At 67.6% G+C, this 25,575-nt stretch carries 23 protein-coding genes and 1 tRNA gene; 9 read left to right on the forward strand and 15 right to left on the reverse strand.

The window, feature by feature from the left end:
- Positions 1-203: 203 nt before the first annotated feature.
- Both rimK and BLS66_RS03310 read right to left on the reverse strand, forming a co-directional pair.
- On the reverse strand, positions 204-1,082 hold the full coding sequence (rimK, locus tag BLS66_RS03305; RefSeq protein ID WP_005418651.1) for a 30S ribosomal protein S6--L-glutamate ligase: 879 nt from the start codon (positions 1,080-1,082) through the stop codon (positions 204-206).
- Positions 1,083-1,179: 97 nt separating this feature from the next.
- A complete protein-coding gene (locus BLS66_RS03310; RefSeq protein WP_049466030.1) occupies positions 1,180-1,422 on the reverse strand; it encodes a hypothetical protein in 243 nt (80 codons plus the stop codon).
- A 146-nt stretch (positions 1,423-1,568) separates the two neighbouring features.
- Between BLS66_RS03310 and BLS66_RS03315 the strand changes: the two genes are divergently transcribed.
- A complete protein-coding gene (locus tag BLS66_RS03315; protein WP_143025122.1) occupies positions 1,569-2,072 on the forward strand; it encodes a hypothetical protein in 504 nt (167 codons plus the stop codon).
- Between the two features lie 49 nt (positions 2,073-2,121).
- On the opposite strand, the gene BLS66_RS03320 is transcribed toward BLS66_RS03315, so the two are convergent.
- Positions 2,122-2,195, reverse strand: a tRNA-Gly gene (locus BLS66_RS03320).
- 161 nt (positions 2,196-2,356) lie between these two features.
- Entirely contained in the window at positions 2,357-4,192 is a 1,836-nt protein-coding gene (locus BLS66_RS03325) for an autotransporter domain-containing esterase (RefSeq protein ID WP_074725060.1), read from the reverse strand.
- Between the two features lie 207 nt (positions 4,193-4,399).
- Here BLS66_RS03325 and thiS point away from each other — a divergent pair, with 207 nt between their 5' ends.
- The 4 genes from thiS (at position 4,400) to BLS66_RS03345 (ending at position 8,156) form a co-directional block, all read left to right on the forward strand.
- Positions 4,400-4,600, forward strand: a complete 201-nt coding sequence (thiS, locus tag BLS66_RS03330; protein WP_074725088.1) for a sulfur carrier protein ThiS — start codon at positions 4,400-4,402, stop codon at positions 4,598-4,600.
- 152 nt (positions 4,601-4,752) lie between these two features.
- Entirely contained in the window at positions 4,753-5,547 is a 795-nt protein-coding gene (locus BLS66_RS03335; RefSeq protein WP_074725061.1) for a thiazole synthase, read from the forward strand.
- Complete coding sequence (trmB, locus tag BLS66_RS03340) at positions 5,547-6,281, forward strand: tRNA (guanosine(46)-N7)-methyltransferase TrmB (protein ID WP_005410814.1); 735 nt, start codon at positions 5,547-5,549, stop codon at positions 6,279-6,281. Before BLS66_RS03335 ends, trmB begins: the two co-directional genes overlap by 1 nt.
- A 27-nt stretch (positions 6,282-6,308) precedes the next feature.
- A complete protein-coding gene (locus BLS66_RS03345) occupies positions 6,309-8,156 on the forward strand; it encodes an SLC13 family permease (protein WP_049466020.1) in 1,848 nt (615 codons plus the stop codon).
- Positions 8,157-8,350: 194 nt separating this feature from the next.
- Here BLS66_RS03345 and BLS66_RS03350 read toward each other — a convergent pair whose 3' ends face one another.
- The gene (locus tag BLS66_RS03350) at positions 8,351-8,686 is read right to left on the reverse strand and encodes a Rieske (2Fe-2S) protein (protein WP_049466019.1); all 336 of its coding nucleotides are present in this window, start codon (positions 8,684-8,686) and stop codon (positions 8,351-8,353) included.
- Positions 8,687-8,864: 178 nt separating this feature from the next.
- Between BLS66_RS03350 and BLS66_RS03355 the strand changes: the two genes are divergently transcribed.
- From BLS66_RS03355 to BLS66_RS03370, 4 genes are all read left to right on the forward strand, one after another.
- A complete protein-coding gene (locus BLS66_RS03355; protein ID WP_049466016.1) occupies positions 8,865-9,146 on the forward strand; it encodes a hypothetical protein in 282 nt (93 codons plus the stop codon).
- Positions 9,147-9,221: 75 nt separating this feature from the next.
- Positions 9,222-9,938 (forward strand): fumarylacetoacetate hydrolase family protein, encoded by a 717-nt coding sequence (locus BLS66_RS03360; RefSeq protein ID WP_074725062.1) that lies wholly within the window; start codon positions 9,222-9,224, stop codon positions 9,936-9,938.
- A gap of 54 nt (positions 9,939-9,992) precedes the next feature.
- Positions 9,993-10,397, forward strand: coding sequence for a large-conductance mechanosensitive channel protein MscL (gene mscL, locus BLS66_RS03365; protein ID WP_049412700.1), 405 nt, complete (start codon positions 9,993-9,995; stop codon positions 10,395-10,397).
- A 173-nt stretch (positions 10,398-10,570) separates the two neighbouring features.
- Positions 10,571-11,992, forward strand: a complete 1,422-nt coding sequence (locus BLS66_RS03370) for a M28 family peptidase (protein ID WP_049466012.1) — start codon at positions 10,571-10,573, stop codon at positions 11,990-11,992.
- Between the two features lie 126 nt (positions 11,993-12,118).
- Here BLS66_RS03370 and BLS66_RS03375 read toward each other — a convergent pair whose 3' ends face one another.
- The 10 genes from BLS66_RS03375 to BLS66_RS03420 form a co-directional block, all read right to left on the reverse strand.
- Positions 12,119-13,570 (reverse strand): alanine/glycine:cation symporter family protein, encoded by a 1,452-nt coding sequence (locus BLS66_RS03375; RefSeq protein WP_074725063.1) that lies wholly within the window; start codon positions 13,568-13,570, stop codon positions 12,119-12,121.
- Between the two features lie 10 nt (positions 13,571-13,580).
- A complete protein-coding gene (locus BLS66_RS03380) occupies positions 13,581-14,567 on the reverse strand; it encodes a hypothetical protein (RefSeq protein ID WP_074725064.1) in 987 nt (328 codons plus the stop codon).
- A 166-nt stretch (positions 14,568-14,733) separates the two neighbouring features.
- A complete protein-coding gene (locus BLS66_RS03385; RefSeq protein WP_049404371.1) occupies positions 14,734-15,567 on the reverse strand; it encodes a TrmH family RNA methyltransferase in 834 nt (277 codons plus the stop codon).
- Positions 15,568-17,079 carry an alanine/glycine:cation symporter family protein gene (locus tag BLS66_RS03390; protein ID WP_057494690.1) on the reverse strand — a complete coding sequence of 504 codons (1,512 nt, stop codon included), beginning with the start codon at positions 17,077-17,079 and terminating at the stop codon, positions 15,568-15,570. It abuts the gene before it with no gap.
- Positions 17,080-17,289: 210 nt separating this feature from the next.
- Positions 17,290-17,886, reverse strand: a complete 597-nt coding sequence (locus tag BLS66_RS03395; RefSeq protein ID WP_074725065.1) for a GNAT family N-acetyltransferase — start codon at positions 17,884-17,886, stop codon at positions 17,290-17,292.
- Positions 17,879-21,004 (reverse strand): efflux RND transporter permease subunit, encoded by a 3,126-nt coding sequence (locus BLS66_RS03400; protein ID WP_074725066.1) that lies wholly within the window; start codon positions 21,002-21,004, stop codon positions 17,879-17,881. Before BLS66_RS03400 ends, BLS66_RS03395 begins: the two co-directional genes overlap by 8 nt.
- Positions 21,001-22,107, reverse strand: coding sequence for an efflux RND transporter periplasmic adaptor subunit (locus BLS66_RS03405; RefSeq protein ID WP_074725067.1), 1,107 nt, complete (start codon positions 22,105-22,107; stop codon positions 21,001-21,003). The genes BLS66_RS03400 and BLS66_RS03405 overlap by 4 nt, the downstream gene beginning before the upstream one ends.
- Positions 22,108-22,408: 301 nt before the next feature.
- Entirely contained in the window at positions 22,409-24,472 is a 2,064-nt protein-coding gene (locus BLS66_RS03410) for a TonB-dependent copper receptor (protein ID WP_074725068.1), read from the reverse strand.
- A 71-nt stretch (positions 24,473-24,543) separates the two neighbouring features.
- Complete coding sequence (locus tag BLS66_RS03415; protein WP_074725069.1) at positions 24,544-24,963, reverse strand: DUF2946 family protein; 420 nt, start codon at positions 24,961-24,963, stop codon at positions 24,544-24,546.
- 289 nt (positions 24,964-25,252) lie between these two features.
- The coding region (locus BLS66_RS03420; protein WP_143025123.1) for a transposase at positions 25,253-25,575 on the reverse strand (323 nt) is incomplete at its 5' end.

Here is a 25,575-nt window from a genome sequence, read left to right on the forward strand (position 1 = left end):
GCCTCCACAAGAGACCTTGGGCACGGGGCCGACCGGCATAAAAAAGGCCCAGGCGGTGCACCCGCCTGGGCCTGAAGTCGTATCCCGATACCGATCCTGCTGAGAGGCAGAGCTGCGGTTCGCTGAAGCCTACGCCGGGGTCGATTAAAGCCTCGTTAAAGCCGCGGATCATTTACCCATGAGAATCACAACCCCATGAATAATCAGGGCTTTTTGATCTTCTCTACGTGCTCGATGATCCGCGTGGCCACGTCGACCCCGCAGGCCGCTTCGATGCCCTCCAGCCCGGGCGTGGAGTTGACCTCCAGCACCAGCGGGCCGCGCGCGGAGCGGATCAGGTCCACGCCGCAGACCGACAGGCCCAGTGCCTTGGCCGAGCGCACCGCCACCTGCTGCTCGGCACGGCTGGCCTTGGCCGCCACGGCGGTGCCGCCGGCGTGCAGATTGGAGCGGAAGTCGCCCTCCGGTGCCTGCCGCTGCATCGACGCCACCACCTGGTCGCCGACCACGAAGCAGCGCAGGTCGGCCCCCTTGGCCTCGCCGATGAATTCCTGCATCAGGAAGTTGGCATACAGACCGCGCAGGGCCTCGACGATGCCGCGCGAGGCACTGGCCTTTTCGGTCAGGATCACGCCACGCCCCTGGGTGCCTTCATTGAGCTTCACCACATGGGGTGGCGGACCGAGCATGGACAGCAGGTCGACGGTGTCATCAGGGTTGTCGCCGAACACGGTGACCGGCATGTCGATGCCCTTGGCCGCCAGCAGCTGGTGCGCACGCAGCTTGTCGCGCGAACGCAGGATGGCGTCGGACGGGTTGGGCGTGCGCGCGCCCATCAGTTCGAACTGGCGCAGCACGGCGGTGCCGTAGCGGGTGATGGAGGCACCGATGCGCGGGATGACCATGTCCACGCCGGTCATCGGCCGGCCCTTGTAATGCATGGAAAAGCCATCGGCGGCGATGCGCATGTAGCAGCGCAACGGGTCCAGGATGCGCACAGTGTGGCCCCGCGCGCGTGCCGCCTCGACCAGCCGACGGGTGGAATACAGAGAGCTGTTGCGGGACAGGATGGCGAGCTTCATCGCAGTGGGATCGGTCGGCAGGCGCGCAGCATAGCGCGGGCGTGTGGCGGGCGGATGATGCCCGTCGCCGACGATCACCAACGTTGTGGATGAAGCGTCAGCTGTCCCGTCCAGCGCTGGCCTGGAAGCCGTGGGCCGCTTCGCCCAATGCCGCCACGCAGGCCATCTGCAGGGCGGAATTACTGAACGCCTGCTGGTAGATCTGCTCGATCAGTTGCGCGGCCTTGGGGCCGCCTGCACGCCCGAGCGCGCGCACCGCCTCAAGCTGCTTGTTCGAGCCGACGCCGGCGGAAAGAAAGATTCTGTGGATGCGCTCGACGACGTCGTCCCGGCAGTTCATGGAAGGCAGCTCCTGATCAATATCCGCGCACGCTAGTCGGTCAGTGCCGGCCTGCCCATGGGAAAAGTTTGAAGCGTTACGCGCCACCGCCGCAGCACTTCTAGGAGTTCTACGAAAATGTCGCTTTCGGCTGGAAGCGAGCAAGCGTGCCGATCACCATGGAAGCCCGCCCCAAAACGGAAATTCCGATGTCGAAAATGGAGCAACTCGCACAGAAGCTGCAGCAGTCCGCACACGCGGAACAGGCCCGGGCCATCGCGGTCGAAAAACAGTACCAGGACTGGATCCAGTCGCTGCATGTGCTGTTCGACACCATCGAGCTGTGGCTGCAACCGTTGGTGCAGGCACAGGTGGCCACGCTGCGCCGGGACACGGTCACCATCACCGAGAATCCGTCATCCGGGGAACTGAAAACCTACGCGGCCCCCGCACTGACCCTGAGTGTCAATGGCAAGGCCGCCGCGATCAAGCCTCTGGCCCGCTTCTGCTTTGGCTGCCAGGGACGGGTGGATATTCTGGCCCGGGAAAACCAGTGGCACCTGACACGGCACTTGGAGCCGGACGAGGTCTGGTACCTGCACACGCATGATCGCGCCCAGGGACGCGTGCTGGACGCGGACGCGTTGGCCGCGGTGTTCGCGGCGTACTGAGGCAGTCTGGAGGAACCCGCGCGGCGGAATGCGGCGCGGTCATGAAGGATGGAGCGGGCGATGGGAATCGAACCCACGTCAGTAGCTTGGGAAGCTACAGCTCTACCATTGAGCTACGCCCGCAGTGCGCGGTGAAAGTCTATGCGGTTGGGCCAGTGTTGCGCAATGGCAGCATGCCGCAAAAGGGGTCAGAGCCGTTTCCTGGCGGAAACGGATCCGCCCCCTGGCGCAACAGGTCGGAGCCCTTTCCCTGCGGAAAGGGCTCCGCCCCCGGCGGTTGCTGCTTAGAACGTGCCGCTGAAGTTGGCGAACAGGGTGGCGTCCTGCGCGCGCTTCTGGCCGGTCGACGCGCTCAGGCCGAAGTTGCTCTGCAGGCCGAACAGTTCGGTGCGGGCACCCAGCACGACGGTGGCGTAGTTCTTGTCGAACTTCAGGCCCGGCACGCGGTAGCTGCCCAGTTCCGGCAGGGTCTGCAGCCAGGCGCTGGCCTGCTTGGTGTCCTCGAACTCGTGATCGTAGGTCACCTGGGCATACGGCTTGAGGGTGCCGCCATCGAAGCGGGCCTGCCAGCCGATGCGACCCACGGTCGAATCGACGTTCTGGCGGTCGTAGCCCAGCGCGGTGGCCAGGGTGCCGGCCGCAGCGCTTTCGGTGTAACCGTCGATCTTCACCTTCTGCCAGATCACCGAGGCGATCGGGCCGTGGCGGAAGCCACCTTCGGTGCCGAACTCGTAACCGGCGTTCAGCGCGGCGGTCAGGTTGCTGCCGTCCGGCGAACCACCATGCTCACGGGTGGCCGGGCCCAGCTGGACCTTGCGGTTCACGTCATAGGACAGCCAGGTGTAGCTGACCTGGCCATTCACCCAGATGCGGTCGCCATACCAGCCTGCGAACAGACCGGCGGTGGTGTCCTTCTGGGTGAAGTCGCCACGGCTGTTGCCGAAGTCGGCGTTGAGGCGACCGAAGCCGGCGAAGCCGCCGAACACCATGCCGTCGCGGGCCCAGTCGATACCGAACAGGCCGGCCGGGGCCAGGCCGTCGTACAGGTCGGCGTGGTCGTAGCGCTGCAGGTCGCCACGCACGCCGCCCCACCAGGACAGGCCGTCGGCCGGACGACCGCCGAGGTGCATGCTGACCTGGTCGGCACGCGAACGACCGATGGTCTGCGCCGAGTGGCTCAGCACCTGCTGCAGGCGCGGGGCTTCCAGCACCGACACCGCATACTGGCCCAGCAGCTGGTGGCCGGCGGTGGTCGGGTGCACGCCGTCGGCGAACAGGTAGGTGTTGGCCGCATCCGGACTGACGTAGCTGGTCGGGTTGCAGGTCAGGATGCTCTGCGTCGAGTTGGCCGGGTCGATCCTGCAACCGGTGCTGGTGACGTTGGTGAAGCCGTACATGCCCGGGTTGGCGGCGACTTCGCCCAGCACGGTGAAGGTATCGAGCGGGATGAACGCGATGCCGGCCTGCTTCAGGCCGCCGTACAGCGCCTTGTTGTAGCCGGCCGACAGCGCGGTGGCGGCGGCGGCATTCGGACCGCGGAAGGCCGGGGTCAGGCCGACGTTGGGCAGGTTCGGCACCAGCACGTACTCGGCACCGGCCTGCTTCAGCGCGCCGACCAGGGCGATCTGATCGGTGACGGCGGCGCCGATGATGGCCTGTGCCTGCGCCGGCGCAGCGGCGGCCGCGAACAGGTCATTGGCACCACCCCACACCGTGTACAGGACATTGGCGTCAGCCTTGCCGCCATTGGCAGCCAGATAACGCGCCGCCTGCGACTTCAGCGACGGGATGGTTCCCATCGGGCTCGCCACGTCCACGCCGACGCGGGCACCGCCGACCGCGTAGTTGTCGCCGCTCTGGCCGTTGCCGTTGGCGGCGCCGTTGAGGCCGTAGTAGTTGGCGACCTGCTGCGCCCACACCCAACCGGGGTTGGTGGTGAACTGGCCGGTCACCGGACGCACATCGGCCGGCAGCAGCGGGCGGAAATAGCCGGCATCGGTCAGGCTGTCGCCGAAGAACACGGCCTTGGAATACGGGGATTCGCCTGCCATGGCCGGAAGCGCGGCCAGCGCGATCGCGGCCGCCATCAGGGAGCGGATCGGGCGTTTGCTGAGCAGCATGTAAAAAACTCCTGTGGGGATATCGTTGAGGACCCGGCGGACGTACGCCGGCGCACGGTGAATGGTTTCACTGCGCCGCGTTTTGCTCACGCTGCGCCGCCGCATGGATTGTCGCCCGAGGGCGCTGGACCCCGCTGTGCCGGGGCTGGCGATCAGCGACATTTGCAAGGGTTCCGATCCGCGCAGGCCATCGGCGACAATGCGGTGATGAACATCCAGCTCAACGGCGAACCCCGTACCCTGCCCGCCTCGACGACCCTCCACGATCTGCTGCAGGCCGAGCAGCTGCTGCAGCGCCGGGTCGCGGTCGAGGTCAACGGCGAGATCGTCAGCCGCAGCCGCCATGGCGAGCACGTCCTGGCCGAAGGCGACGTGGTGGAGATCGTGCACGCGCTGGGCGGCGGGTGAGGCTGCGCGGGTAGTGCCGGCCGCTGGCCGGCAATCCGACGCTGTCAGGCACCCTGCATTTGCCGGCCAGCGGCCGGCACTACCCTCGCCCTCCTGCGGACAGCACCGCCTTGCATGACCCCATCTTCAGGCGGATAAGCGATAATCGCGCCATGAACGTTCATGTCTCCCCCGATTCGCTGGTGATCGCCGGCAAGACCTATGGCTCGCGGCTGCTGACCGGCACCGGCAAGTTCAAGGATCTGGAAGAAACCCGCCTGGCCACCGAGGCTGCCGGCGCCCAGATCGTCACTGTGGCCATCCGCCGCACCAACATCGGGCAGAACCCGGGCGAGCCGAACCTGCTCGACGTGCTGCCGCCGGAGCGTTTCACCATCCTGCCCAACACCGCCGGCTGCTACACCGCCGAGGATGCCGTGCGCACCTGCCGCCTGTCCCGTGAACTGCTGGACGGCCACAACCTGACCAAGCTGGAAGTGCTGGGCGACCAGAAGACCCTGTACCCGGACGTGATGCAGACCCTCAAGGCTGCCGAACAGCTGGTCAAGGACGGCTTCGAGGTGATGGTCTACACCTCCGACGACCCGATCCTGGCCAAGCGCCTGGAAGAGATCGGCTGCGCTGCGGTAATGCCGCTGGCCGCGCCGATCGGTTCGGGCCTGGGCATCCAGAACAAGTACAACCTGCTGCAGATCATCGAAGACGCCAAGGTGCCGATCATCGTTGATGCCGGCGTGGGTACCGCCTCGGATGCCGCAATCGCGATGGAGCTGGGTTGCGACGGCGTGCTGATGAATACCGCCATTGCCGGTGCGCGCAACCCGGTGCTGATGGCCAGTGCGATGCGCAAGGCGGTCGAGGCCGGCCGCGAGGCGTTCCTGGCCGGACGCATCCCGCGCAAGCGCTACGCCAGCGCTTCTTCGCCAGTGGACGGGCTGATCGGCTGATGACCAATCCTTTCGACAGCGCCGGTTCCAAGGCCCCGCCCAAGCCCTTCACCGTGAGCGAAGGCCGCCGCGAGGTGCGCAGCTTCGTGTTGCGCCAGGGTCGTTTCACCCCGGCCCAGCAGCGCGCGTTCGACGAACGCTGGCCGCGCTTCGGCCTCGACTACACCGGCCAGCCGCGTGACCTGGACGCCACCTTCGGCCGCCCGGCGCACAAGGTGCTGGAAATCGGCTTCGGCAACGGCGCCGCGCTGCGCTTCGCTGCGCAGCACGATCCGTCGCGCGACTACATCGGCATCGAAGTGCACGCCCCGGGCGTGGGCCGGCTGCTCAACGCGCTGGCCGACGACAACGCCGACCACGTGCGCCTGTACCACCACGACGCGGTGGAAGTGCTGCAGAACGAGATCGCCGACGGCGCCCTCGATGAAGTGCGCATCTACTTCCCGGACCCGTGGCACAAGAAGCGCCACAACAAGCGCCGCCTGCTGCAGCCGGCGTTCGCCGAACTGCTGGTGCGCAAGCTGCGCCCGGGTGGCCGCCTGCACTGCGCCACCGACTGGGAAGACTACGCCGAGCAGATGTGGGACGTGCTCGATGCCACCGCCGGCCTGGTCAACCGCGCCGGCCCGCGTGGCAGCGTGCCGCGCCCGGACTGGCGCCCGCAGACCCACTTCGAGACCCGCGGCCAGAAACTCGGCCATGGCGTCTGGGACCTGTTGTACGACCGCACCTGACGATCGCCTGAGGACGCCGCGCCCCACATGGATACCGCGCTGACGCTGACCAACGACATGAAGCTCGTGCTCGGGCTGGTCGGCTTCACGATGGCGATGTTCCTGTTCGAGCGCATCCGCGCCGACGTGGTCGCGCTGGTGGTGCTGGTGGTGCTCGGTGTCACCGGGCTGATCGCGCCGGAGGAGATCTTCGGCGGTTTCTCCGGTAACGCGGTGATGAGCATCATCGCCACCACCATCCTCGGCGCGGGCCTGGACCGCACCGGGGCACTGAACCGGCTGGCCGCGTGGCTGCTGCGGCGTGGCCATGGCGTCGAGCAGCGGCTGCTGATGATGACCACCGCCATTGCCGGCCTGAATTCGTCCTTCATGCAGAATCCATCGGTGATGGCGCTGTACCTGCCGGTCGCCTCGCGGCTGGCGGCGCGCACGGGCCTGACGATGCAGCGCCTGCTGCTGCCGATCTCGGCGGCGATCGTGATGGGCGGTGCGCTGACCATGGTCGGCAACTCGCCGCTGATCCTGCTGAACGACCTGCTGGCCTCGGCCAACAACAACCTGCCCTCGGGCCTGGCCACCATCGAGCCACTGCGCATGTTCGCGCCGCTGCCGATCGGCGTGGCGCTGCTGGTCGCCTCGCTGCTGTATTTCCGCTACTACGGCGACCGCAAGCTGATCGAGGAAGAGAACCTGGTCAACGACGGGGTCACCCCGGCGCGCACCGAAAGCTACTTCGCCAAGACCTACGGCATCGAAGGCGACGTGTTCGAGCTGGTGGTGAGCGCGGAAAGCCCGCTGGTGGGCATGACCCTGGGCGAGGCCGAGAACCTGCACGACGCGCCGTTGCTGCTGGCGCTGAAGACCGGCAACGACACCCGCCTGGCGCCGCCAGCAGAGATGCGCATCTGGGTCGGCAGCGTGCTCGGTGCGATGGGCCCGCGCCAGCAGATCAGCGACTTCGCGCAGAACCAGTTCCTGCGCATGTCCTCGCGCCTGAAGCACCTGGGCGACCTGTTCAACCCCAGCCGCGCCGGTATTTCCGAGGCGGTGGTGCCGCCGACCTCGAATGTGATCGGCAAGAGCGCGGCCGACCTGCGCCTGCGCAAGGAGCGCGGCATCAGCCTGCTGGCGATCAACCGCGACAAGCAGGTGATCCGCGAGGACGTGCGCGACGTGCAGCTGCGCGCCGGTGACATGCTGGTGTTCCACAGCATCTGGACCGACCTGGCGCAGGCCGCCAAGAGCCGCGACTTCGTGGTTGTCACCGATTACCCCACCGGCGAGCAGCGACCGCACAAGTTCAAGATCGCCATGGCGATCTTCGCGCTGACCATCCTGATCGCGCTGACCAGCAAGCTGCCGGTGGCGCTGACGCTGATGACCGGCGTGGCGGGCATGCTGCTGACCGGCGTGCTGCGCATGGACGAGGCGTATGCCTCGATCAACTGGAAGACGGTATTCATGATGGCCGGGCTGATTCCGCTTGGCTGGGCGATGGATTCCAGTGGTGCGGCGGCGTGGGTGGCCGGCCACACCATCGACAAGCTGCCGACCGGCATTCCGGTGTGGGTACTGGAGGTGGCACTGGCACTGCTGACCACAGCGTTCTCGCTGGTGATCAGCCACGTGGGCGCGACCATCGTGATGGTGCCGATCGCGGTGAACCTGGCGCTGGCGGCAGGCGGCAACCCGACCGCGTTCGCACTGATCGTGGCGCTGTCGGCGTCCAACAACCTGATGACGGCCTCCAACCCGGTGATCTCGATGATCACCGGCCCGGCCAACTACACCCCGCGCGAGATGTGGCGGGTCGGCGGCCCGTTGTCGCTGATCTACACCTGCGTGGTGGTGCTGATGATCAACCTGATGTTCTGAGGGTTGGGGTTTGTTGGCAGGGCTGCGCCCTGTCCCCCGGTAGTGCCGGCCGCTGGCCGGCACGGATCTCGTTCTGGTAGCTGCCGACCTCGGTCGACACGGCTTTTGTAGCGTCGAGCCATGCTCGACTGCTCCTGGCTTGATGGGGTCAGAGCCGTTTTCCTGCGGAAAACGGATCCGCCCCCCAGCCGGCCTCAGGCCAGGTAAACCTGCCCGTCGCGCACGTCCACCGGCACTGCGCGCAGGCGGTCGCCCTTGCACGGGCCGGCGATGCAGTCGCCACTGTCCAGCGCGAACGAGGCGCCGTGCGCGGCGCAGACCAGATGCCCCTCGCGGCTCTTCAGGAACTGGCCCGGTGCCCAGTCCAAACGGCGGCCGGCATGCGGGCAGATGTTCAGGAACGCGCGCACCTGCGCACCGTCGCGATACAGCACCAGCGATTCGGCATCGCCATCGACCAGCGCTTCGACCTCGGCAAACGCGCCATCGGCGAGGGCATCCAGGGCGATCAGGGCGGCAGCGGCAGTCATGGCGAAGGCTCGTACGGTAAACCCGCATTGTCGCATGCCCACTCAGGTGACTGGCTGCGACATGAACACAAGTCATTGATCTGTAATAAGCACAGGCTATATTTAACGAGTTTTTCACTCAATGACAGTGGCGCGTCCCGATACTCTGCTTTCGCTGATCCCAGCCTATCGAGCCGCCATGTTCAATCGCGCATCCGCCTTCAACCAGTTCCGCACCCTGTTCGCGCCGCGCAAGCCGCGTCACCCGCTGGTGCGCGTTGCCGTGGGCCTGCTTGGCCTGGCGATCCTGGCCGCGATGGTGTTCATCGGCGTGTTCGTCGGTGCCGCGATGATCCTGGTGGGCCTGGCATGGAAGCTGCTGGCCTCGCGCAAGCCGGGGACTGCACGCCCGGTCGACCCGACCGTGGTCGAGGGCGAGTACCGCGTGGTACGCAAGCCGGTGTTGCCGGCCTCGCGCTGATCCACCTCCTGCGCGCCCGCTGACGGCGGGCGCCATGCGTTCTAGACTGCGGGCACGCCCTTCCTGGATGCCCGCATGTCCGATGTCTCCGATGTGATCCCTGCCGTAGCCCTGCCGCGTGTGCCGGTAGCCGGTGGTGGCAGTTTCCCCGTGCACCGCATCTACTGCGTCGGCCGCAATTTCGCCGACCACGCCCGCGAAATGGGTGCCGCGGTGCCGGCGGCCGATGACCGTGGCCGCCCGATGTTCTTCAGCAAGCCGGCCGACGCGATCGTGGTCGGCCACGACGATGCCATTCCCTACCCGCCGGCGACCGCCAACCTGCACCACGAAGTGGAGCTGGTGGTGGCGATCGGACGCGATGCGCCCGCCGGTGAGCTGGCCGTCGCTGACGCCGATGGGCTGATCTACGGCTACGCCGTCGGCCTGGACCTGACCCGCCGCGACCTGCAGGCCGCGGCCAAGGACAAGGGCCACCCGTGGGATGCGGCCAAGGGCTTCGATGCCTCCGCGCCGATCAGCGAGATCGTCCACGCCGAAGAAGTGGGCGACCTGGCTGCGCTGAACCTGTCGCTGGAGGTCAACGGCGAGGTGCGCCAGCAGGCGCTGCTCGACCAGATGATCTGGAACGTGCCGGAAATCCTGCACGAGCTGTCCAAGCTGTGGCAGCTGCGTGCCGGCGACCTGGTGTTCATGGGTACCCCATCCGGGGTGGCTGCGCTGAAGCCCGGCGACCGTTTCAGTGCCCGCCTGGAAAACGTGGCCGAGCGCCACGGCGTGATCGCCGGCTGACATCACCTGCGCTACCCTGCGCGCTGTCCACTTCCCCACCGGAGAAAAACAACAATGGGAATGCTCACCGAGTTCAAGGAATTCGCGATGCGCGGCAACGTCATCGACCTCGCCGTCGGCGTGGTGATCGGCGCGGCCTTCGGCAAGATCGTGACGGCGCTGGTCGAGAAGATCATCATGCCGCCGCTGGGCCTGCTGATCGGCAAGGTGGACTTCTCGCAACTGGCCTGGACGTTGTCACCGGCCCGGCTCGGCCCCGATGGCAAGGAAATTCCGGCGGTAGTGATCGGCTACGGTGACTTCATCAACACGCTGATCCAGTTCGTGATCGTGGCCTTCGCCATTTTCCTGGTGGTCAAGGCGATCAACCGCCTGTCGCGCAAGAAGGAAGCGGCACCGGCCGCGCCGGCCGAAGAAGTGGTGCTGCTGCGCGAGATCCGCGACAGCCTGAAGAAATAAGGCCGCAGAACGGTCGTGCCGGCCGCGACTGCACGAAAGCCCCGCTCCGGCGGGGCTTTCGCTTTGCTGCATCTGGCGGAAAACAGCATCCGCGCCAGCCATGACCTCCCGCCCATGCGCCGGGCTGAACGACTGTTAAGCTCCAAGGCTTAGGTCCCTTCCCGGAGTTGTCCATGCGTCGCCGCGTCCTTGCCATCGCATCCTCCCTCGCCCTGCTGGCCGCCCCGGCCTTCGCGGCGCCGCGCACCACCACCCTGCCCCCGGCGTCGCTGGCCACCGCCGCACAACTGCGCGACCAGGCGCTGGCCGATGACACCGGCTGGAAGGTGGTCGAGTCGCTCACCACCGAGATCGGTCCGCGCATCGCCGGCAGCGAAGCCGACGCCCGCGCGGTCGCCTGGGCCGAAGCCAAGTTCAAGGCCCTGGGCTTTGACAAGGTCTGGAAGGAGCCGGTGACGTTCCCGAAGTGGGAACGCCGCAGTGAACACGCCGCCGTGACCGGCAAGAACCCGCAGCCGCTGCAGATCACCGCACTGGGCGGCAGCCCGGGTGGCACCGTGGAAGCCGAGGTGGTGCGCTTCGCCGACCTGGCCGCGCTGCAGGCCGCGCCGGCGGGTTCGCTGAAGGGCAAGATCGCCTTCGTCGATTACCAGATGCTGCCGTTCCGCGATGGCCGCGACTACGGCCGTGGCGGCGCGATCCGCAGCAAGGGCCCGTCCGAGGCGATCCGTAAGGGCGCGGTCGGCTTCCTGATGCGCTCGGCCGGTACCGACTCGCACCGCGTGCCGCACACCGGCATCACCCGTTTCGATGACGGCCTGACCCCGGTGCCGTCGGCCGCGCTGTCGGTACCCGATGCCGACCAGCTGGCGCGCCTGCTGGCGCGTGGCAGCACCACGGTGAAGGTGGCGCTGGACTGCGGTTGGGATGGCACGGCCACTTCGTACAACGTGATCGGCGAGATCACCGGCCGCAGCCTGCCGAAGGAAGTGGTGGTGATCGGCGGTCACCTGGATTCGTGGGACCTGGGCACCGGCGCTGTCGATGACGGCGCAGGCGTGGGCATCACCATGGCTGCGGGCCACCTGATCGGCCAGCTCAAGCAGGCACCGAAGCGCACCATCCGCGTGATCGCCTTCGCCAACGAAGAACAGGGCCTGTATGGCGGCAAGGCCTATGCCGAAGCGCACGCCAAGGACGTGGCCCTGCATCAGCTGGCCGCCGAGAGCGACTTCGGCGCAGGCCGCATCTACGCCTTCAATACCGGTTCGCCGAACCCGGAAGGCTCGCGCGAAGCGACGAAGCAGATTGCCGAAGTGATGAAGCCGCTGGGCATCGAGTACCAGGCCGACAAGGGGGGCCCGGGCCCGGACGTCGGCCCGCTGGCCGCCAAGGGCGGTGCGTGGGCGTGGCTGGCGCAGGACGGCTCGGACTACTTCCACCTGCACCACACCGCCGACGACACGCTGGACAAGATCGACCCGAAGGCACTGGCGCAGAACGTGGCCGCCTACACTGTGTTTGCCTACCTGGCGGCGGAAGCCGATGGCAGCTTCGGCAGCGAGGCCAAGGCGACCACGCCACCGAACGAGTGATGCGCTGGCGCCGGGCCATGCCCGGCGAGTGCATCGGGAAGAGCGGTGCGAACCGAGGTTCGCACCCACCGGGCAATGGCGTGGGTCAGAGCCCTCGCCCTGGCGAGGGATCTGACCCCGATCCTGTCAGCCTTCCCACACGCTGGTGTTGCGCACGCCCAGCAGTTTCGGGTTGAACAGCGGATCCTTGCCGGCCTGGCGATGCTGCTCGTAATCGCGCAGCGCGGCCAGGGCCGGTTTCTGCAGCAGCAGGATGGCGATGATGTTCAGCCAGCTCATCAAGCCAACGCCGATGTCGCCCAGCGACCAGGCCACTGTGGCACTGTTCACCGCCGAGTAGCCGGTCGCTGCCAGGAACAGCAGCTGGAACACGCCCATCCGCCACGCCGTCGGCCGATCGCGGCACAGATAGCTGACGTTGGTCTCGGCCATGTAGTACAGCGCGAGGATGGTGGTGAACGCGAACGGCAGGATCGCCAGCGCCACGAACGAACGGCCGAAGCCCGGCAGCGCCGATTCCACCGCATGCTGCACGAAGCGTGGCCCGGCCTCGACGCCGGGCAGATTGCCCAGCAGCAGGCGCGCGTCATCGGGAATGCCGTTCACCGCCGGGTCGTAGACGTTGTACAGGCCGGTGGACAGGATCAGGAAGGCAGTCGCACTGCACACCACCATCGTGTCGATGTAGACCGAGAACGACTGCACCAGGCCCTGCTTGACTGGATGCGAGACTTCCGCGGCGGCGGCCGGGTGCGCCCCACTGCCCATGCCGGCCTCGTTGGACAGCACGCCGCGACGCACGCCCCACTGGATGGCAGTACCGATCATCGCGCCGAACGCTGCATCCACGCCGAATGCACTGCGCAGCACCAACATGATCACCTCCGGCAGCTTCTCCGCGTTGAGCACCATCACCAGCGCCGTGACCAGCAGGTAGGCCACGGCCATCAGCGGCACCACCCATTCGGCCACGCGCGCAATGCGCCGCACACCGCCGATGAGGATGGCGCCCAGCACCACCAGCAGAACCGCGGTGGTGGTCATCACCGGTACGTCCCAGGCTTCGTTCACCGCACTGGTGATCGCATTGGACTGGGTGCCGGCCAGCATCGCGCCCGCCAGCACCGTCACCAGTGCGAACAGCACGGCATACCAGCGTTGGCCGAGGCCCTTCTCGATGTAGTACGCCGGGCCGCCCCGGTACTGCCCTTTGCCGTCGCGATCCTTGTAGATCTGCGCGAGCGTGGATTCGATGAAAGCACTGGACGCGCCGAGGAAGGCGACGATCCACATCCAGAAGATCGCGCCGGGGCCGCCGAAGGCGATGGCCATGGCGACGCCGGCGATGTTGCCGACGCCCACCCGGCTGGACAGCGAAAGGGACAACGCCTGGAACGGCGACACCCCGGCATCGGAGCGCTCATGGCGGAACATCAGGCGCAGCATGTCCGGCAATGCACGCAGCTGGATGAAGCGCGTGCGCACACTGAAGTACAGGCCGGTGAGCAGGCACAGCACCACCAGGTAGGGGCTCCAGACGACGCCGAGGATCGTGTTGACGATGGATTCGATGTTCATCGGCGACCTCCTAGAAGAACATGCCCAGGGCAATCTGGGGGCTGACGATATGGCGGGTGTTGCGACCCGCCACGCTGAATTCCACGCCGGCGATCAGGCCCAGCGTCGGGCTGAAGTGGTACTCCACGGCCGGCGCCAGGGTGACGCTGCGGCTGGCCGGGCGATGTTCCTCGATGCGCTCGACGTGGCCGCTGGCGTTACGCGCGAAACCACTCAGGCGCTGGCCGGTCTCACGGCTGGCGGCCACTTCCATCACGCCGACCCAGCGCGGATTGAAGCTGTACTCGGCCCCCACCGACAGGCCCAGCACCGAACCGCGGGAGATGTGTCCCTGGAAGCTGTCATCGGTGCCGTAGACGCTGGCCCCGGAGATCGCCGTGCGCGACGGCGCCGGCCCCGCGCTGAGCTGGGCGCGCCAGCGCAGCGGGCGGTAGTTGCCCAGCCAGACCACCTGCTGCACGCCCACTGCGGCGGTGGTGCGCTGCACGCCGTCGCCCTGCGCATCGAGCGGATTGCCGGTGATGCGGTCATGGCTGCCGGTACTGAAGCGCTGCACCAGCGCGACCGAGATGGCCGGACGCGTGCCATCGGCATTGGGCGCCTGCAGCAGGTACTGCAGGCGCGCAGTGGTATCGCCGGCGCGGAAACCACTGCTGCGCGCGCTGCCCTGTTCGGCACGCGATGCACTGAGATTGACCTGGCCCATCACCCGGTCGCTGAAGCCGTAGATGATCGGCACCACCGTGGCCCACGCACCGCCGTGCTGCGCGCTGCCGCGGCGATGGCCGCCATCGTCATACTGATCGCGGCTGTCGACCCGCACCAGGTAGGGTTCGATGTACCAGTTGCCATGCGGCAGGCCGGCCGGATTGGGGGTGATCAGCGGACCGGTGAAGTTGACCCCGTCCAGGCTGCGTTCGCCGGCTGCGGCACGGCCGTTGGCAAGGACGCTGGTCAGGACCAGCAATGCGATGAGGATACAGCGTGGGTGATGCATGGCAGCCTCTTCTGGACACCGTGGGATGGAGTTCCACCCTGCGTTGCCGGAAGCGGCTGACCAATAAGGAAACTTTCAAAACGTCATGCGCGCTTGACGCAATGACGAACCCTGGAAGGGGTCGGAGCCCTCGCCCGCGGCGAGGGATCCGATCCGGGATACCAGATCAGCTGCGGCGGCTGGCCCACTGCGCCAGCAGCACCGCCGTGGCCGAGGCCACGTTCAGGCTCTCCACTGCGCCGCTGCCGGGAATCGAGACCTGCAGGTCGCACGCCCCCGCCAGGCCACGGTCCATGCCCTCGCCTTCGGCGCCCATCACATACACCAGGCGTTGCGGCAGCGCGGTGCGGAACACGTCGTCACCGCCCTCCACCAGGGTCGCGGCCAGGCCGAAACCGGCGGCACGCAGCTGTGCCATCGCCTGGGCGGTCTCCGGCAGCTGCACCAGCGGCACCGCCTCGGCACCGCCCTCGGCCACGCGCGCGGCGGCACCGGACAGCGCCAGCGTGCTGCCGGCCGGCAGCAGCAGCGCCTTGGCACCGAAGTGCGCGGCCGAGCGCAGGATCGCGCCGAGGTTGTGCGGGTTGCCCACGCCATCCAGCCACAACGCCAGCGCCGGACCGTCACCGACCTGCTCCAGCCACTGCGACAGCGGCAGCGCCGGTGCGCGCAGCACATCGGCCACCACACCTTCATGATGAGTGGTGCCGGCAAGCTTGTTCAGATCGCCGTCTTCAACCACGCGATACCCCACGCGGTTGGCCACGCACCACTTCAGCAGCGGCTGCAGGCGCGGAATGCGCGCCTCCAGCAGGTACAGCTTGCGCAGCGCCTGCGGCCGCGCTTCGAACGCGGCCAGCACGGCATTGAGGCCGTACAGGCGCAGCTCGTCGCTGCCACCGCGCCCACCGCCGCCCGTGGCCGGCACCTCCGGACGCGGCAACGGCGTTGCGCGCGGCGGACGGGCGGACGGGCGGCGGTTGTTCCAAGGGTTGTTCACTTACACACTCTCCTGCTTGCGCTGGCGCCAGAAATCGGCGTTCTTGATGCCCAGGGCATCAGGGTCGAACACCGGATCCAGGCCGAGCTTCTTCTGTCGTTCGTAGTCACGCAGGGCCAGCATCGCCGGCTTCTGGATGATGAGGATGGCAATGATGTTCAGCCAGGCCATCAGGCCCACGCCGATGTCACCCAGCGCCCAGGCCAGGGTTGCATTGTGGAACGCGCCGAACACCACCATGCCGATGATGCCCAGGCGCAGCACCAGCACCGTCAGCGGGCGCTTCTTGTTGTGGTTCACATAGCTGAGGTTGGTCTCTGCCATGTAGTAGTACGCCATGATGGTGGTGAAGGCGAAGAAGAAGATGGCGATGGACACGAACGCCGAACCCCAGCCCGGCAGCACGGCTTCCACGCCGGCCTGGGCGTAACCGGCGCCTTCGGGAATGCCGGCCAGGCCCTGGAAGATCGGCGGGGCGCTGGCGCCTGCAGGCGAGTAGACGTTGTAGGTGCCGCTGGCCAGGATCAGGAACGCGGTAGCGGTGCACACCATCATGGTGTCGAAGTAGATGGCGAAGGCCTGCACGTAACCCTGCTTGGCCGGGTGCGAGACTTCCGAGGCAGCCGCTGCATGCGGGCCCGAACCCTGGCCGGCTTCGTTGGCGTAGATGCCGCGCTTGATGCCCCACTCCACCGCCAGGCCCATCATCGCGCCGAACGCGGCGTGGGTGCCGAAGGCGCTGCTGAAGATGATGTTGAACATCTCCGGCACGCGGTCGTAGTTGATGATCATGATGACGATGGCCATCAGGATGAAGCCGGCGGCCATGAACGGCACCACCACTTCGGCGAAGTTGGCGATGCGCTTGACGCCGCCGAAGATCACCACGCCCAGCAGCAGCGCCACCACGATGCCGATGCCCAGCTTCAGCGCCTGCACCGATTCCATGCCGAAGGCCTGGCCATCGAGCGGACCGCACAGCGCGGTGCCACGGCAGGCGTTGATGATGCTGTCGGCGATCGCGTTTGCCTGCACGCCCGGCATCAGGAAGCCGGCGGCGATGATCGTGGCGATGGCGAAGGCCAGCGCGTACCACTTCAGGCCCATGGCCTTTTCGATGTAGTACGCCGGGCCACCGCGGTAGCGGCCTTCGGCGTCCTTGGTCTTGTAGATCTGCGCCAGGGTGCATTCCACATACGACGTGGACGCGCCGAGGAAGCCCATCACCCACATCCAGAAGATCGCACCGGGGCCGCCGAAGGCGATGGCGGTGGCCACGCCGGCGATGTTGCCGATGCCCATGCGGCCGGCCATCGACATGGCCAGGGCCTGGAATGAGGACACACCGGCGTCGGATTTCTCACCCTTGACGGTGAGGCGGCACATCTCGAAGAAGCCGCGGATCTGCATGAAGCGCGTGCGCAGGCTGAAGAACAGGCCGGCGCCCAGGCACACGAAGATCAGTGCCTTGCTCCAGATGATGCTGTTGATGAAGTGTACGGTTGCTTCCACGCGCGCTCTCTCCAGTCGGCGGGTTGTAAGGACGTCCCGTCGGCTGGAGGGGACCGGTCGATTCTCCCTGATCGCAGGCCGCTGCGGTAGCGCCAGAAGACAAGGGGTCGGATCCCTTGCGCAGTGCGCGGGGGCTCCGGCCCCGGTTCGCCCGTTTGAGAGGTTGGGGTCAGCGCCCTTTTCTGGCGAAAGGGATCTGACCCCGGGGGTTCACGGCAGCTGCGTGCGTACCCGGGCGAAGCGGCGCAGGTCGTGCAGCACGCCACGCTTGTAGACGGCGCAGCGCTCCACGCCCTCCTCCTGGAAGCCATTCTTTTCCAGCACCCGCGCCGAGCCGAGGTTGAAGTCCACCACCGTGGCCTGCAGCCTGAACAGGCGCAGCTGGTCCATCACCCACGGTGCGAACAGGCCGACCACACGGGTCATCACGCCCTTGCCCCAATGCGCCTGGCCCAGCCAGTAGCCCAGTTCGGCGGTATGCCCTCGCTCGGCCACGCCCTGCTGGGCGCTGACGCTGCCGCAGGCCTGGCCGTCGATCTCGATGGCCACGTTCAGGGTGCCGGGGGCCAGTACGCGGCCCGCGAGGAAGGCCTCGCCATCGGCGCGCGTGTACGGGTACGGGAAGCGGTCGCGCAGGCCACGCGACACCTCGGCGTCGTTGGCGTGGCGCAGCAGGGATTCCAGGTCTTCATTGCGCCAGGGACGCAGTCGGAAACCTTCACCCTGTAGTGGCGGGGTCAGAGCCCTTTCCGTTCCGGAAAGGGATCCGACCCCTGGCCCGACCCCGCCGGCGTGCCGGTCAGGCATGGCCGCCCACCGACGGCGACGCTGCTTCCTGCGTCTCCAGCTCGCGCTTCACCGCTTCCGGCGAACGGGTGTACGGGGCCAGCCGCGCGTAGAACGCCGGCACCACGAACAGCGACAGGAACGTCGAGAGGGTTACGCCGAAGATGATCACGATACCGATCGTGCCACGGCTGGCCGAACCGGGGCCACCGGCCACCACCAACGGAATGGCGCCGACCACGGTGGCGATCGAGGTCATCAGGATCGGGCGCAGGCGCACCATCGCCGATTCGATGATCGCCTCGCGCACGCTGCGGCCATCGTCGCGCAGCTGGTTGGCGAATTCGACGATGAGGATGCCATTCTTCGCGGCCAGGCCAACCAGCATGACGATGCCGATCTGGCTGAACAGGTTCACCGTGCCGCCACTCACCCACAACCCGACCAGCGCGCCGAGCACGCCCAGCGGCACCGTCAGCATGATGGTCAGCGGATGGATGAAGCTCTCGAACTGCGCGGCCAGCACCAGGTAGACCACCAGCAGCGCCATGGCGAAGGTGAGCAGCACGGCGCCGCCGGCGCTCTGGTACTCACGCGACTCGCCCTTCCAGTTCACCTGCGCGTACTGCGGCAGTTCTTCCTGGGCCACGTTCTGTGCCCAGGCAATGGCCTCGCCCAGCGGATAGCCCGGCGCCAGGCCGGCACTGATGGTGATCGAGCGCAGGCGGTTGAAGCGGTTCAGCGTGCCGGCCTCGGCCACTTCACTCAGCGTGACCAGGTTGGACAGCGGCACCAGCTCACCGGAGTTGGCGCGCACGCGGATCGCGGCCAGGTCGGCCGGGCTGGCACGGCCATCGCGGCCGGCCTGCACCAGCACGTCGTACTCCTCGCCGTTGTCGACGAAGGTGGTGACGCGACGCGAGCCCATCATGGTTTCCAGCGCCGAACCGATCGCGGTCACCGGCACCCCAAGGTCGGCCGCACGCTGGCGATCGATGTTCACCCGCATCTGCGGCCGGGTTTCCTTGTAGTCCGAGTCCGCGCCGACCAGCCCGGGGTTGTCGGCCATGCGCAGCAGGATGCGATCGCGCCACTGCGCGATCTCGGCATATTCCGGGCCACCCAGCACGATCTGGAACGGCTGCCCGCCGCTGCGCACCAGGCCACCGCCGACCTGCGTACGCACGCGCACGCCGCGGATGGTGTCCAGTTCCTTCTGCAGTTCGTTGGCCACGTCCGGCGTGGCCTCGCTGCGCTGGCGCCACGGCTGCAGGAAGATGCTGACGCGACCGGTGTGCATCTCTTCGCTGGCCCCGAAGCCGCCGGGCACGCGCGGATTGGCGCGCACGATCGGCTTGTCCGGGCCCACATGCGGCGCCAGCAGCGCTTCCACCTGCTGCACCTGCTGCACGGTGTAGTCGTAGCCGGCGCCTTCCGGGCCGTCGATCATGATCTGGAACGAGCCGCGGTCTTCGGCCGGCGCCAGTTCCGACGGCAGCAGCTTCAGCAGGCCCCAGCTGGCAGCCAGCGCGGCGAGCATCACCAGCAGGTAGATCCAGGTGCGGTCGACATGGTGATCGAGCACCCGCCCATAGGCGCCGGCAAGGCGTTCCAGGTTGCGGTTGATGAAGCCGTGCAGCCCGCGTGGTGCCTGCCCGGTGTGCGGCTTGAGCAGCTTGGAGGCCATCATCGGCGTCAGCGTCAGTGCCACGAACGCGGACAACGCGACCGCCGCCGCCAGTGCCACCGCCAGCTCGCGGAACAGGCGCCCGGTGTTGCCTTCCAGGAAGCCGACCGGCAGGAACACCGCCACCAGCACGGCGGTGGTGGCGATCACCGCGAAGGCGACCTGCGCGGTGCCGCGCTTGGAGGCCACCAGCGGTGGCTCGCCCAGGTCGATGCGGCGCTGCACGTTCTCCACCACTACGATCGCATCGTCCACCACCAGGCCGATGCACAGCACCAGTGCCAGCAGGGTCAGCAGATTGATCGAGAAGTCGAACGCGTACAGCGCGATGAACGCCGCGACCAAGCACACCGGCACCGTCACCGCCGGGATCAACGCGGCGCGGAAACTGCCGAGGAACAGCCAGATCACCGCCAGCACCAGGATCATCGCTTCCACCAGCGTGGCGTAGACGCGGTCCACGGCCGCTTCGATGAAGGTGGTGTTGTCGAAGGCGACGAAGATCTGCGTGCCCTTGGGCAGGGTCAGCGCCACCCGCTCGGCTTCAGCGCGCGCGGTGCGCGCCACGTCCAGCGCGTTGGCGGTGGAGGTCTTGACGATGCCCAGGCCGATGCCCGGCTCGCCGTTGCTGCGGTAGTACGCGCGGCGCTCGGCCGAGGCCAGCTCGATCTTCGCCACGTCGCCCATGCGCACCACGTAGCCGTCGCGGCCCTTGCCCAGCGGGATGGTCGCGAAGTCCTCGGGCTTGATGTAGTTGCGCTCCACGCGCAGGGTGAAATCGCGGTCGGTCGACTCGATGCGGCCGGCCGGCAGCTCCACGTTCTCGTTGCGCAGCGCGGTTTCCACGTCACCGGTGGTCAGGCCGCGTGCGGCCAGCTGGTCGCGGTCCAGCCAGATGCGCATCGCATAGCGCTGGCGGCCGCCGATGCGGACCTGGGCCACGCCGTCCAGGCTGGAGAAGCGATCGACCACGTAGCGGTCGGCGTAATCGCTCAGTTCCAGCGTATCCATGGTCGAAGAGACCATGTTGAACCAGATGATCGGGTCGGCATCGCTCTCGACCTTGGCGATTTCCGGCGGCCGCGCTTCTTCCGGCATGCGGTCGGCCACGCGGCTGACCGCGTCGCGCACGTCGTTGGCCGCCGCTTCGATATCGCGGTTGGAGGTGAACTCGATGCTGACCTGCGAGCGGCCGTTGGTGCTGCGTGCGTTGATCGTATCGATGCCTTCGATGCCGGCCAGCGCATCTTCCAGCACCTGGGTGATGCGGCTCTCGATGACCGCCGCCGAGGCGCCGGTGTAGTCCACCGAGACCGAGACGATTGGCGGGTCGATGGCCGGCAGTTCGCGCAGGGTCAGGCGGGTGAAGGACATCACGCCCAGCACCAGCAGCAGCAGGCTCATCACCACGGCGAACACCGGGCGCTGGATGGAAATGTCGGACAGCTTCATCCGCCGTGGCCCTCGGCCGCGACCGGCGCCGGCGCATCAGCCGGCTCGCCGCCATGGGCTGGCGCGACGTCCTTGGCCGCGACCTTCAGACCCGGACGCAGCTTGCCGGTGCCGTCGACTACGATGCGCTGGCCGGCCTCCAGGCCCTGCTTGATCTCGACGACGCCCGCACGGCGCGCGCCAGTGACCACATCCACGCGCTCGACGCTGTTGTCGCTCCTGATGCGGTACACGAAGGTATCGCGGCCGACCTGCACCACCGCAATTTCCGGAACCACCAATGCCGGGCGCTCGGGGCGGAACAGGCGCACGTCCAGCAGCATGCCCGGGCGCAGCGCATGGTCGCCGTTGGCGAAATCGGCACGCACGGTCACCGCGCGGGTGGCCGGATCGATGCGCGCATCGATGGTGCTGACCTCGCCCTCGAAGGTGCGGCCCGGCCATGCCACGCTGGTGGCGCTGACCTTGTCGCCGACGCCGAGCGCGGCCAGTTCCACTTCCGGCACCTGGAAATCAACGTGCATGTGCTCGATGTCATCGAGCGTGGCGATCACCGTGGTCGGCGTCAGCAGCGTGCCCGGGCTGACCTGGCGGATGCCGAGCACGCCGGCGAACGGCGCACGCACGCGACGGTCGGCGATGTCCGACTGCATCTGCGCCACGCGCGCTTCGGCGGCATCGCGGATCGACTTCTGGGTATCCAGCGTAGCGCTGGACACCAGCCGCTGGGTGGCCAGCTCGCGCTGGCGCCTGTACAGCTGGTCGGCCTCGTGGAAGGTGGCCTGCGCCTGCACCAGTGCGGCCTCCTGGGCCTGGCCGCGCAGGGTGACGATCGGCGCACCGGCCGCCACGTGCTGGCCGCTTTCAAAATGCACCTGCTCGACGATTTCGCTGACCTTGGCGGTAACGTTGATCGATTCACGCGCCCTGGCCGTGCCTAGTGCCTGCAGGGTGTCGTTCCACTGCCGGGACTGCACGACCTGTGCCGTGACCGGCACCGCTTCGCCCTGCCGACGTGCGGCGGCCTCCTGTTTGCCTGCGCACCCGGCCACCAGGGCCAGGCTGAGGCCAAGGGCCAGGGTCGAAGCGATACGAGCCAACATGAACGGTCCAGATTGATCCACGGCCGCCGAGTGTAGGCAAGGGCCTGCGAAAGCGGTATGTGCCAAGCGTTTACCGGCGTGGAACCGCAGCTGCGATAGCGCCTTGAACCCGTTCCATGCAAGGCTGCCGGCTGCGATGTCGGCGTGTGTCGAGGTGTATCCCGCGCCCCATCGAGGCGGCGGCCGTCGTAGAGTCGAACCAGCCCGACGGAGGGCGTCGGGTGGGGACGGATCCTGGCGGGGATCCGGCCCCTTTTTTTTGCCGCTTACGCACCGCTGGCGGCGGGCCATGCCCGGAGCATCAGTACCGGTAGTTCAGCTTCATCCACAGGCTGCGCCCCGGCTCATTGATGCGTACCGGGTCGGCGGGGAAGCCGAAGTCGGCACTGCCGGCCAAGTTCAGGTGTTCGCTGTAGTCGCGGTCGAACAAGTTGTCGATGCCTGCACTGAGCTGCAGCTGCGAGCTGAAACGATAGGCTGCATTGAGCGCGAAGGTGGCGAAACCCGCGCTCGGTCCAAGGTCCTGCGCGACGACGTTGCCTTGGCCAACTGCGACACGATGCTGGTGGGTCACCGCACGCAGCAGCGCACCGGCGCTCCAGCGCTGGCCCTCCCAGTTCGCACTCAGGCGCGCTTCCAGCGGCGGCATCTGCGGCAGCGGACGCTGCTGATCGCGGTTCTCGCCCCACGCATAGGCCAGCGTGCCGCCCAGTGTCCACTGCTGGGCCAGGCTCACTTCCAGGCCAGCCTCGGCACCGGCGATACGCGCGTCGACATTGCTGGCCTGGCTCATGCCCATCATGCCGCTGCCGTGGTAGGTGAACAGGATGTAGTCCTGGATCTGCCCGGCGTAGGCCGAGACCCAGGCCTGCACGCGTGGTCCCTTGTACTGCAGGCCGACGTCGAGCTGGGTGGTGCGCTCGGGCTGGATGCCGGCAAACGCGTTCACCGCACCGGCCGGGCCGTGGTCGGGCGAGAACAGCTCCCAGTAGTCGGGCATGCGTTCACTGTGGCCGAGGCCGGCATACGCGGTCAGGCCATCGGCCAGGTCCTGCTCGTAGCGCAGGAAGCCGCTGCCAAGCCATGCCTTGCGATGCTCGCCCGCGGTCGGATTGGGCATGTTCCCCATCATCCCGCGGATCGATTGCCGCGCATCGCGCACGCTGGCACGGTCGACGCGCAGGCCGCCGATCCAGCGCTGGCCGGTACCGGCGCCGAGCGTCAACTCGGTGAATGCGCCATAGCGGCGAAAACTGGCATCGGTCTCCCACGCTGCCTGGCGGTAGGTGCTGCGGCCCATGCCCATGCGACCACGGTGCCGGCTGTCTTCGCCATCCACACCCGCGACCAGCTGCACGTCCTGCCAGCGCCACTCGGAGCTGACCCGGCCGCCCTGGGTGCGTCGATCCACGTTCGACGCCATCGGCATCGGCATCATGCTGTGCGGATTCGGGGTGCGCAGCGTGTAGTTGTCCATCACGTGGTCGGCCTCGTTGTAGTAAACGTTGGCCTGCACCGTGTCCCACGCCCCCGGCAGGTTGCGCTTCTCGAAGCGCGCGGCATAGCTGGTGCGTTCGAATGAGGCACCGTCCATGCCGCGCCCGGCGTACCGCGCGATGGCGTCGCCGGCACCGGCGGAGACTTCCAGCAGCGTGTCGGCATCCGGCGTCCAGCCGATGGCCACGTCACCATTCCACTTGCGCCACTTCGACGGCACCACTTCACCGCGGCCGTCCGAGTAGTCATCGGCTTCGGATCGGTTGCCGCTGGCGCGCACATAGCCGGTCGGGTTGCCCAGGGTCAGGTCCAGCACCTGGTCGTTGCGGTTGCGCGAACCGACCAATGCACTGGCATCGGCGCGCAGGCCGGGCTCCTCGAAGCGCGGCGTATCGCGCTCGAAACGCACGGTGCCCGCCGACGCACCCGCGCCCCAGCGCACGCTCTGCGGGCCCTTGATGACGGTGAGCCGGTCAAAGCTCTCCGGCGCGATGTAGGACAGCGGATTGTCCATCCGCGATGGGCAGGCACCGATCAGGTTGCCATCATTGCTGAGGATGTTCAGGCGCGAACCGAACATGCCGCGCAGCACCGGGTCACCGTTGGTGCCACCGTTGCGGATGGCGGAGAAGCCCGGAACGGTCTTCAGGTAATCGGCGCCGTCGCTGGCGGGCACCGGTTGCCGTGGCAGGCGCGGGTCGGTCACCCAGTGCAACGGCGAGGACGGTGCGGCGGCGGTGACCACCAGCGTGTCGAGGGTGCGCGCCTCTTCGGCGGGCGCAGCATGAGCCAGCGTTGCAGCCACGGCCAGGCCAAGGGCAACCGGCAGGCGCGCGCAGGCGCCCGCAGGGCGGGAAGTCATTTTCATCGGAACAGCTCCAAGGTACGCACGCGCGCACGGCGCCCGGTCAGGCGTCGTGCGGCAGATTCATGGGGACATCAGCGGACGATGGCGCGGCGCGGTGGCCCACGCGCGGCATGCGCCGGCCAGCGCATCGCCGGCAGCACCTGTTGCGTCCACGCGAACGTCAGCCGTGGCCGCCACAGCAGCGGCAAGAGCAGCACCAGCACCGCCAGCCAGGGCAGCAGGCGCATGGCCAGCACGCAGTATTCGCAGGCGTCGCCGTGCATGGCGTGGGGATCGGCCGGTGGGGTCGGATCCTTCTGCCCATGCAGAGGGCTCTCACCCAATCCGGCGCCGTCGTGATGCATGTGCGCGTGGTCCATGCCCGCCATCGCTGCGTGGCCCACCGATGGCGCCTGCAGCGCGCGGCTGACCAGCGGCGCAAGCACCATCAGCAGCGTCGCCAGGACGGCGAGCTGGAGCAGGAGACGCTGTGGGCGGGACAGGCGGGTCACCGCGCTAGTGTAGAGGCGGGTCCAGGGTTGCCCGTGCGACGAACCGTCGCAGGAGGGGGTTTATCGGCAGGGCTGCGCCCTGCACCCGCTGCGAGCTGGAGCTGGAGCAACAGCAACAGCCGAAGCAAAAGCGGCCTTCCTGTGGGATGGCGGGGCAGGTCCGGTTGCGGGAGACGCCGTAAACCCATCCCTGGGGGCTTGGCCGCGGCATCCATGCCGCGGACACTCCCGCAACCGGACCCACCCCGCCTTCGACAGATCTCTGCGATCTGCAGTAGCAACTGTCTTGTCAGGGGCAGCCGAGGGCCACCTCGGCGTCCCGCTTACGGGCGTTGAGGATCACCAGCATTTTGCGCATGACCGCCACGAGCGCCACCTTGCTCGCTTTGCCCTTGGCCTTCAGACCAGCGTAAAACGCGCGCAGTCTTGGCTCGTACCGGATGGCCGTCAGGGCCGCCATGTAAAGGGCTTCGCGTACCACCGCGCGCCCACCACTGATCCGCCGTTGGCCCTGCCAGGTGCCACTTTCGCGGTTCATCGGGGCCAACCCCACCAGCGACGCTATGGCTTTGCTTCCCAAGCTGCCCAGTTCGGGCAACTCGCAGGCCAGTG

This window comes from Stenotrophomonas pavanii, from assembly GCF_900101175.1.
GTDB lineage: Bacteria > Pseudomonadota > Gammaproteobacteria > Xanthomonadales > Xanthomonadaceae > Stenotrophomonas > Stenotrophomonas pavanii.

Bases quoted from the DNA above. Each gene is read 5' to 3' on its own strand.
- rimK (WP_005418651.1), bottom strand. From the start codon at position 1,082: ATGAAGCTCGCCATCCTGTCCCGCAACAGCTCTCTGTATTCCACCCGT.
- BLS66_RS03310 (WP_049466030.1), bottom strand. From the start codon at position 1,422: ATGAACTGCCGGGACGACGTCGTCGAGCGCATCCACAGAATCTTTCTT.
- BLS66_RS03325 (WP_074725060.1), bottom strand. From the start codon at position 4,192: ATGCTGCTCAGCAAACGCCCGATCCGCTCCCTGATGGCGGCCGCGATC.
- thiS (WP_074725088.1), top strand. From the start codon at position 4,400: ATGAACATCCAGCTCAACGGCGAACCCCGTACCCTGCCCGCCTCGACG.
- BLS66_RS03335 (WP_074725061.1), top strand. From the start codon at position 4,753: ATGAACGTTCATGTCTCCCCCGATTCGCTGGTGATCGCCGGCAAGACC.
- trmB (WP_005410814.1), top strand. From the start codon at position 5,547: ATGACCAATCCTTTCGACAGCGCCGGTTCCAAGGCCCCGCCCAAGCCC.
- BLS66_RS03345 (WP_049466020.1), top strand. From the start codon at position 6,309: ATGGATACCGCGCTGACGCTGACCAACGACATGAAGCTCGTGCTCGGG.
- BLS66_RS03350 (WP_049466019.1), bottom strand. From the start codon at position 8,686: ATGACTGCCGCTGCCGCCCTGATCGCCCTGGATGCCCTCGCCGATGGC.
- BLS66_RS03355 (WP_049466016.1), top strand. From the start codon at position 8,865: ATGTTCAATCGCGCATCCGCCTTCAACCAGTTCCGCACCCTGTTCGCG.
- BLS66_RS03360 (WP_074725062.1), top strand. From the start codon at position 9,222: ATGTCCGATGTCTCCGATGTGATCCCTGCCGTAGCCCTGCCGCGTGTG.
- mscL (WP_049412700.1), top strand. From the start codon at position 9,993: ATGGGAATGCTCACCGAGTTCAAGGAATTCGCGATGCGCGGCAACGTC.
- BLS66_RS03370 (WP_049466012.1), top strand. From the start codon at position 10,571: ATGCGTCGCCGCGTCCTTGCCATCGCATCCTCCCTCGCCCTGCTGGCC.
- BLS66_RS03375 (WP_074725063.1), bottom strand. From the start codon at position 13,570: ATGAACATCGAATCCATCGTCAACACGATCCTCGGCGTCGTCTGGAGC.
- BLS66_RS03380 (WP_074725064.1), bottom strand. From the start codon at position 14,567: ATGCATCACCCACGCTGTATCCTCATCGCATTGCTGGTCCTGACCAGC.
- BLS66_RS03395 (WP_074725065.1), bottom strand. From the start codon at position 17,886: ATGCCTGACCGGCACGCCGGCGGGGTCGGGCCAGGGGTCGGATCCCTT.
- BLS66_RS03400 (WP_074725066.1), bottom strand. From the start codon at position 21,004: ATGAAGCTGTCCGACATTTCCATCCAGCGCCCGGTGTTCGCCGTGGTG.
- BLS66_RS03405 (WP_074725067.1), bottom strand. From the start codon at position 22,107: ATGTTGGCTCGTATCGCTTCGACCCTGGCCCTTGGCCTCAGCCTGGCC.
- BLS66_RS03410 (WP_074725068.1), bottom strand. From the start codon at position 24,472: ATGAAAATGACTTCCCGCCCTGCGGGCGCCTGCGCGCGCCTGCCGGTT.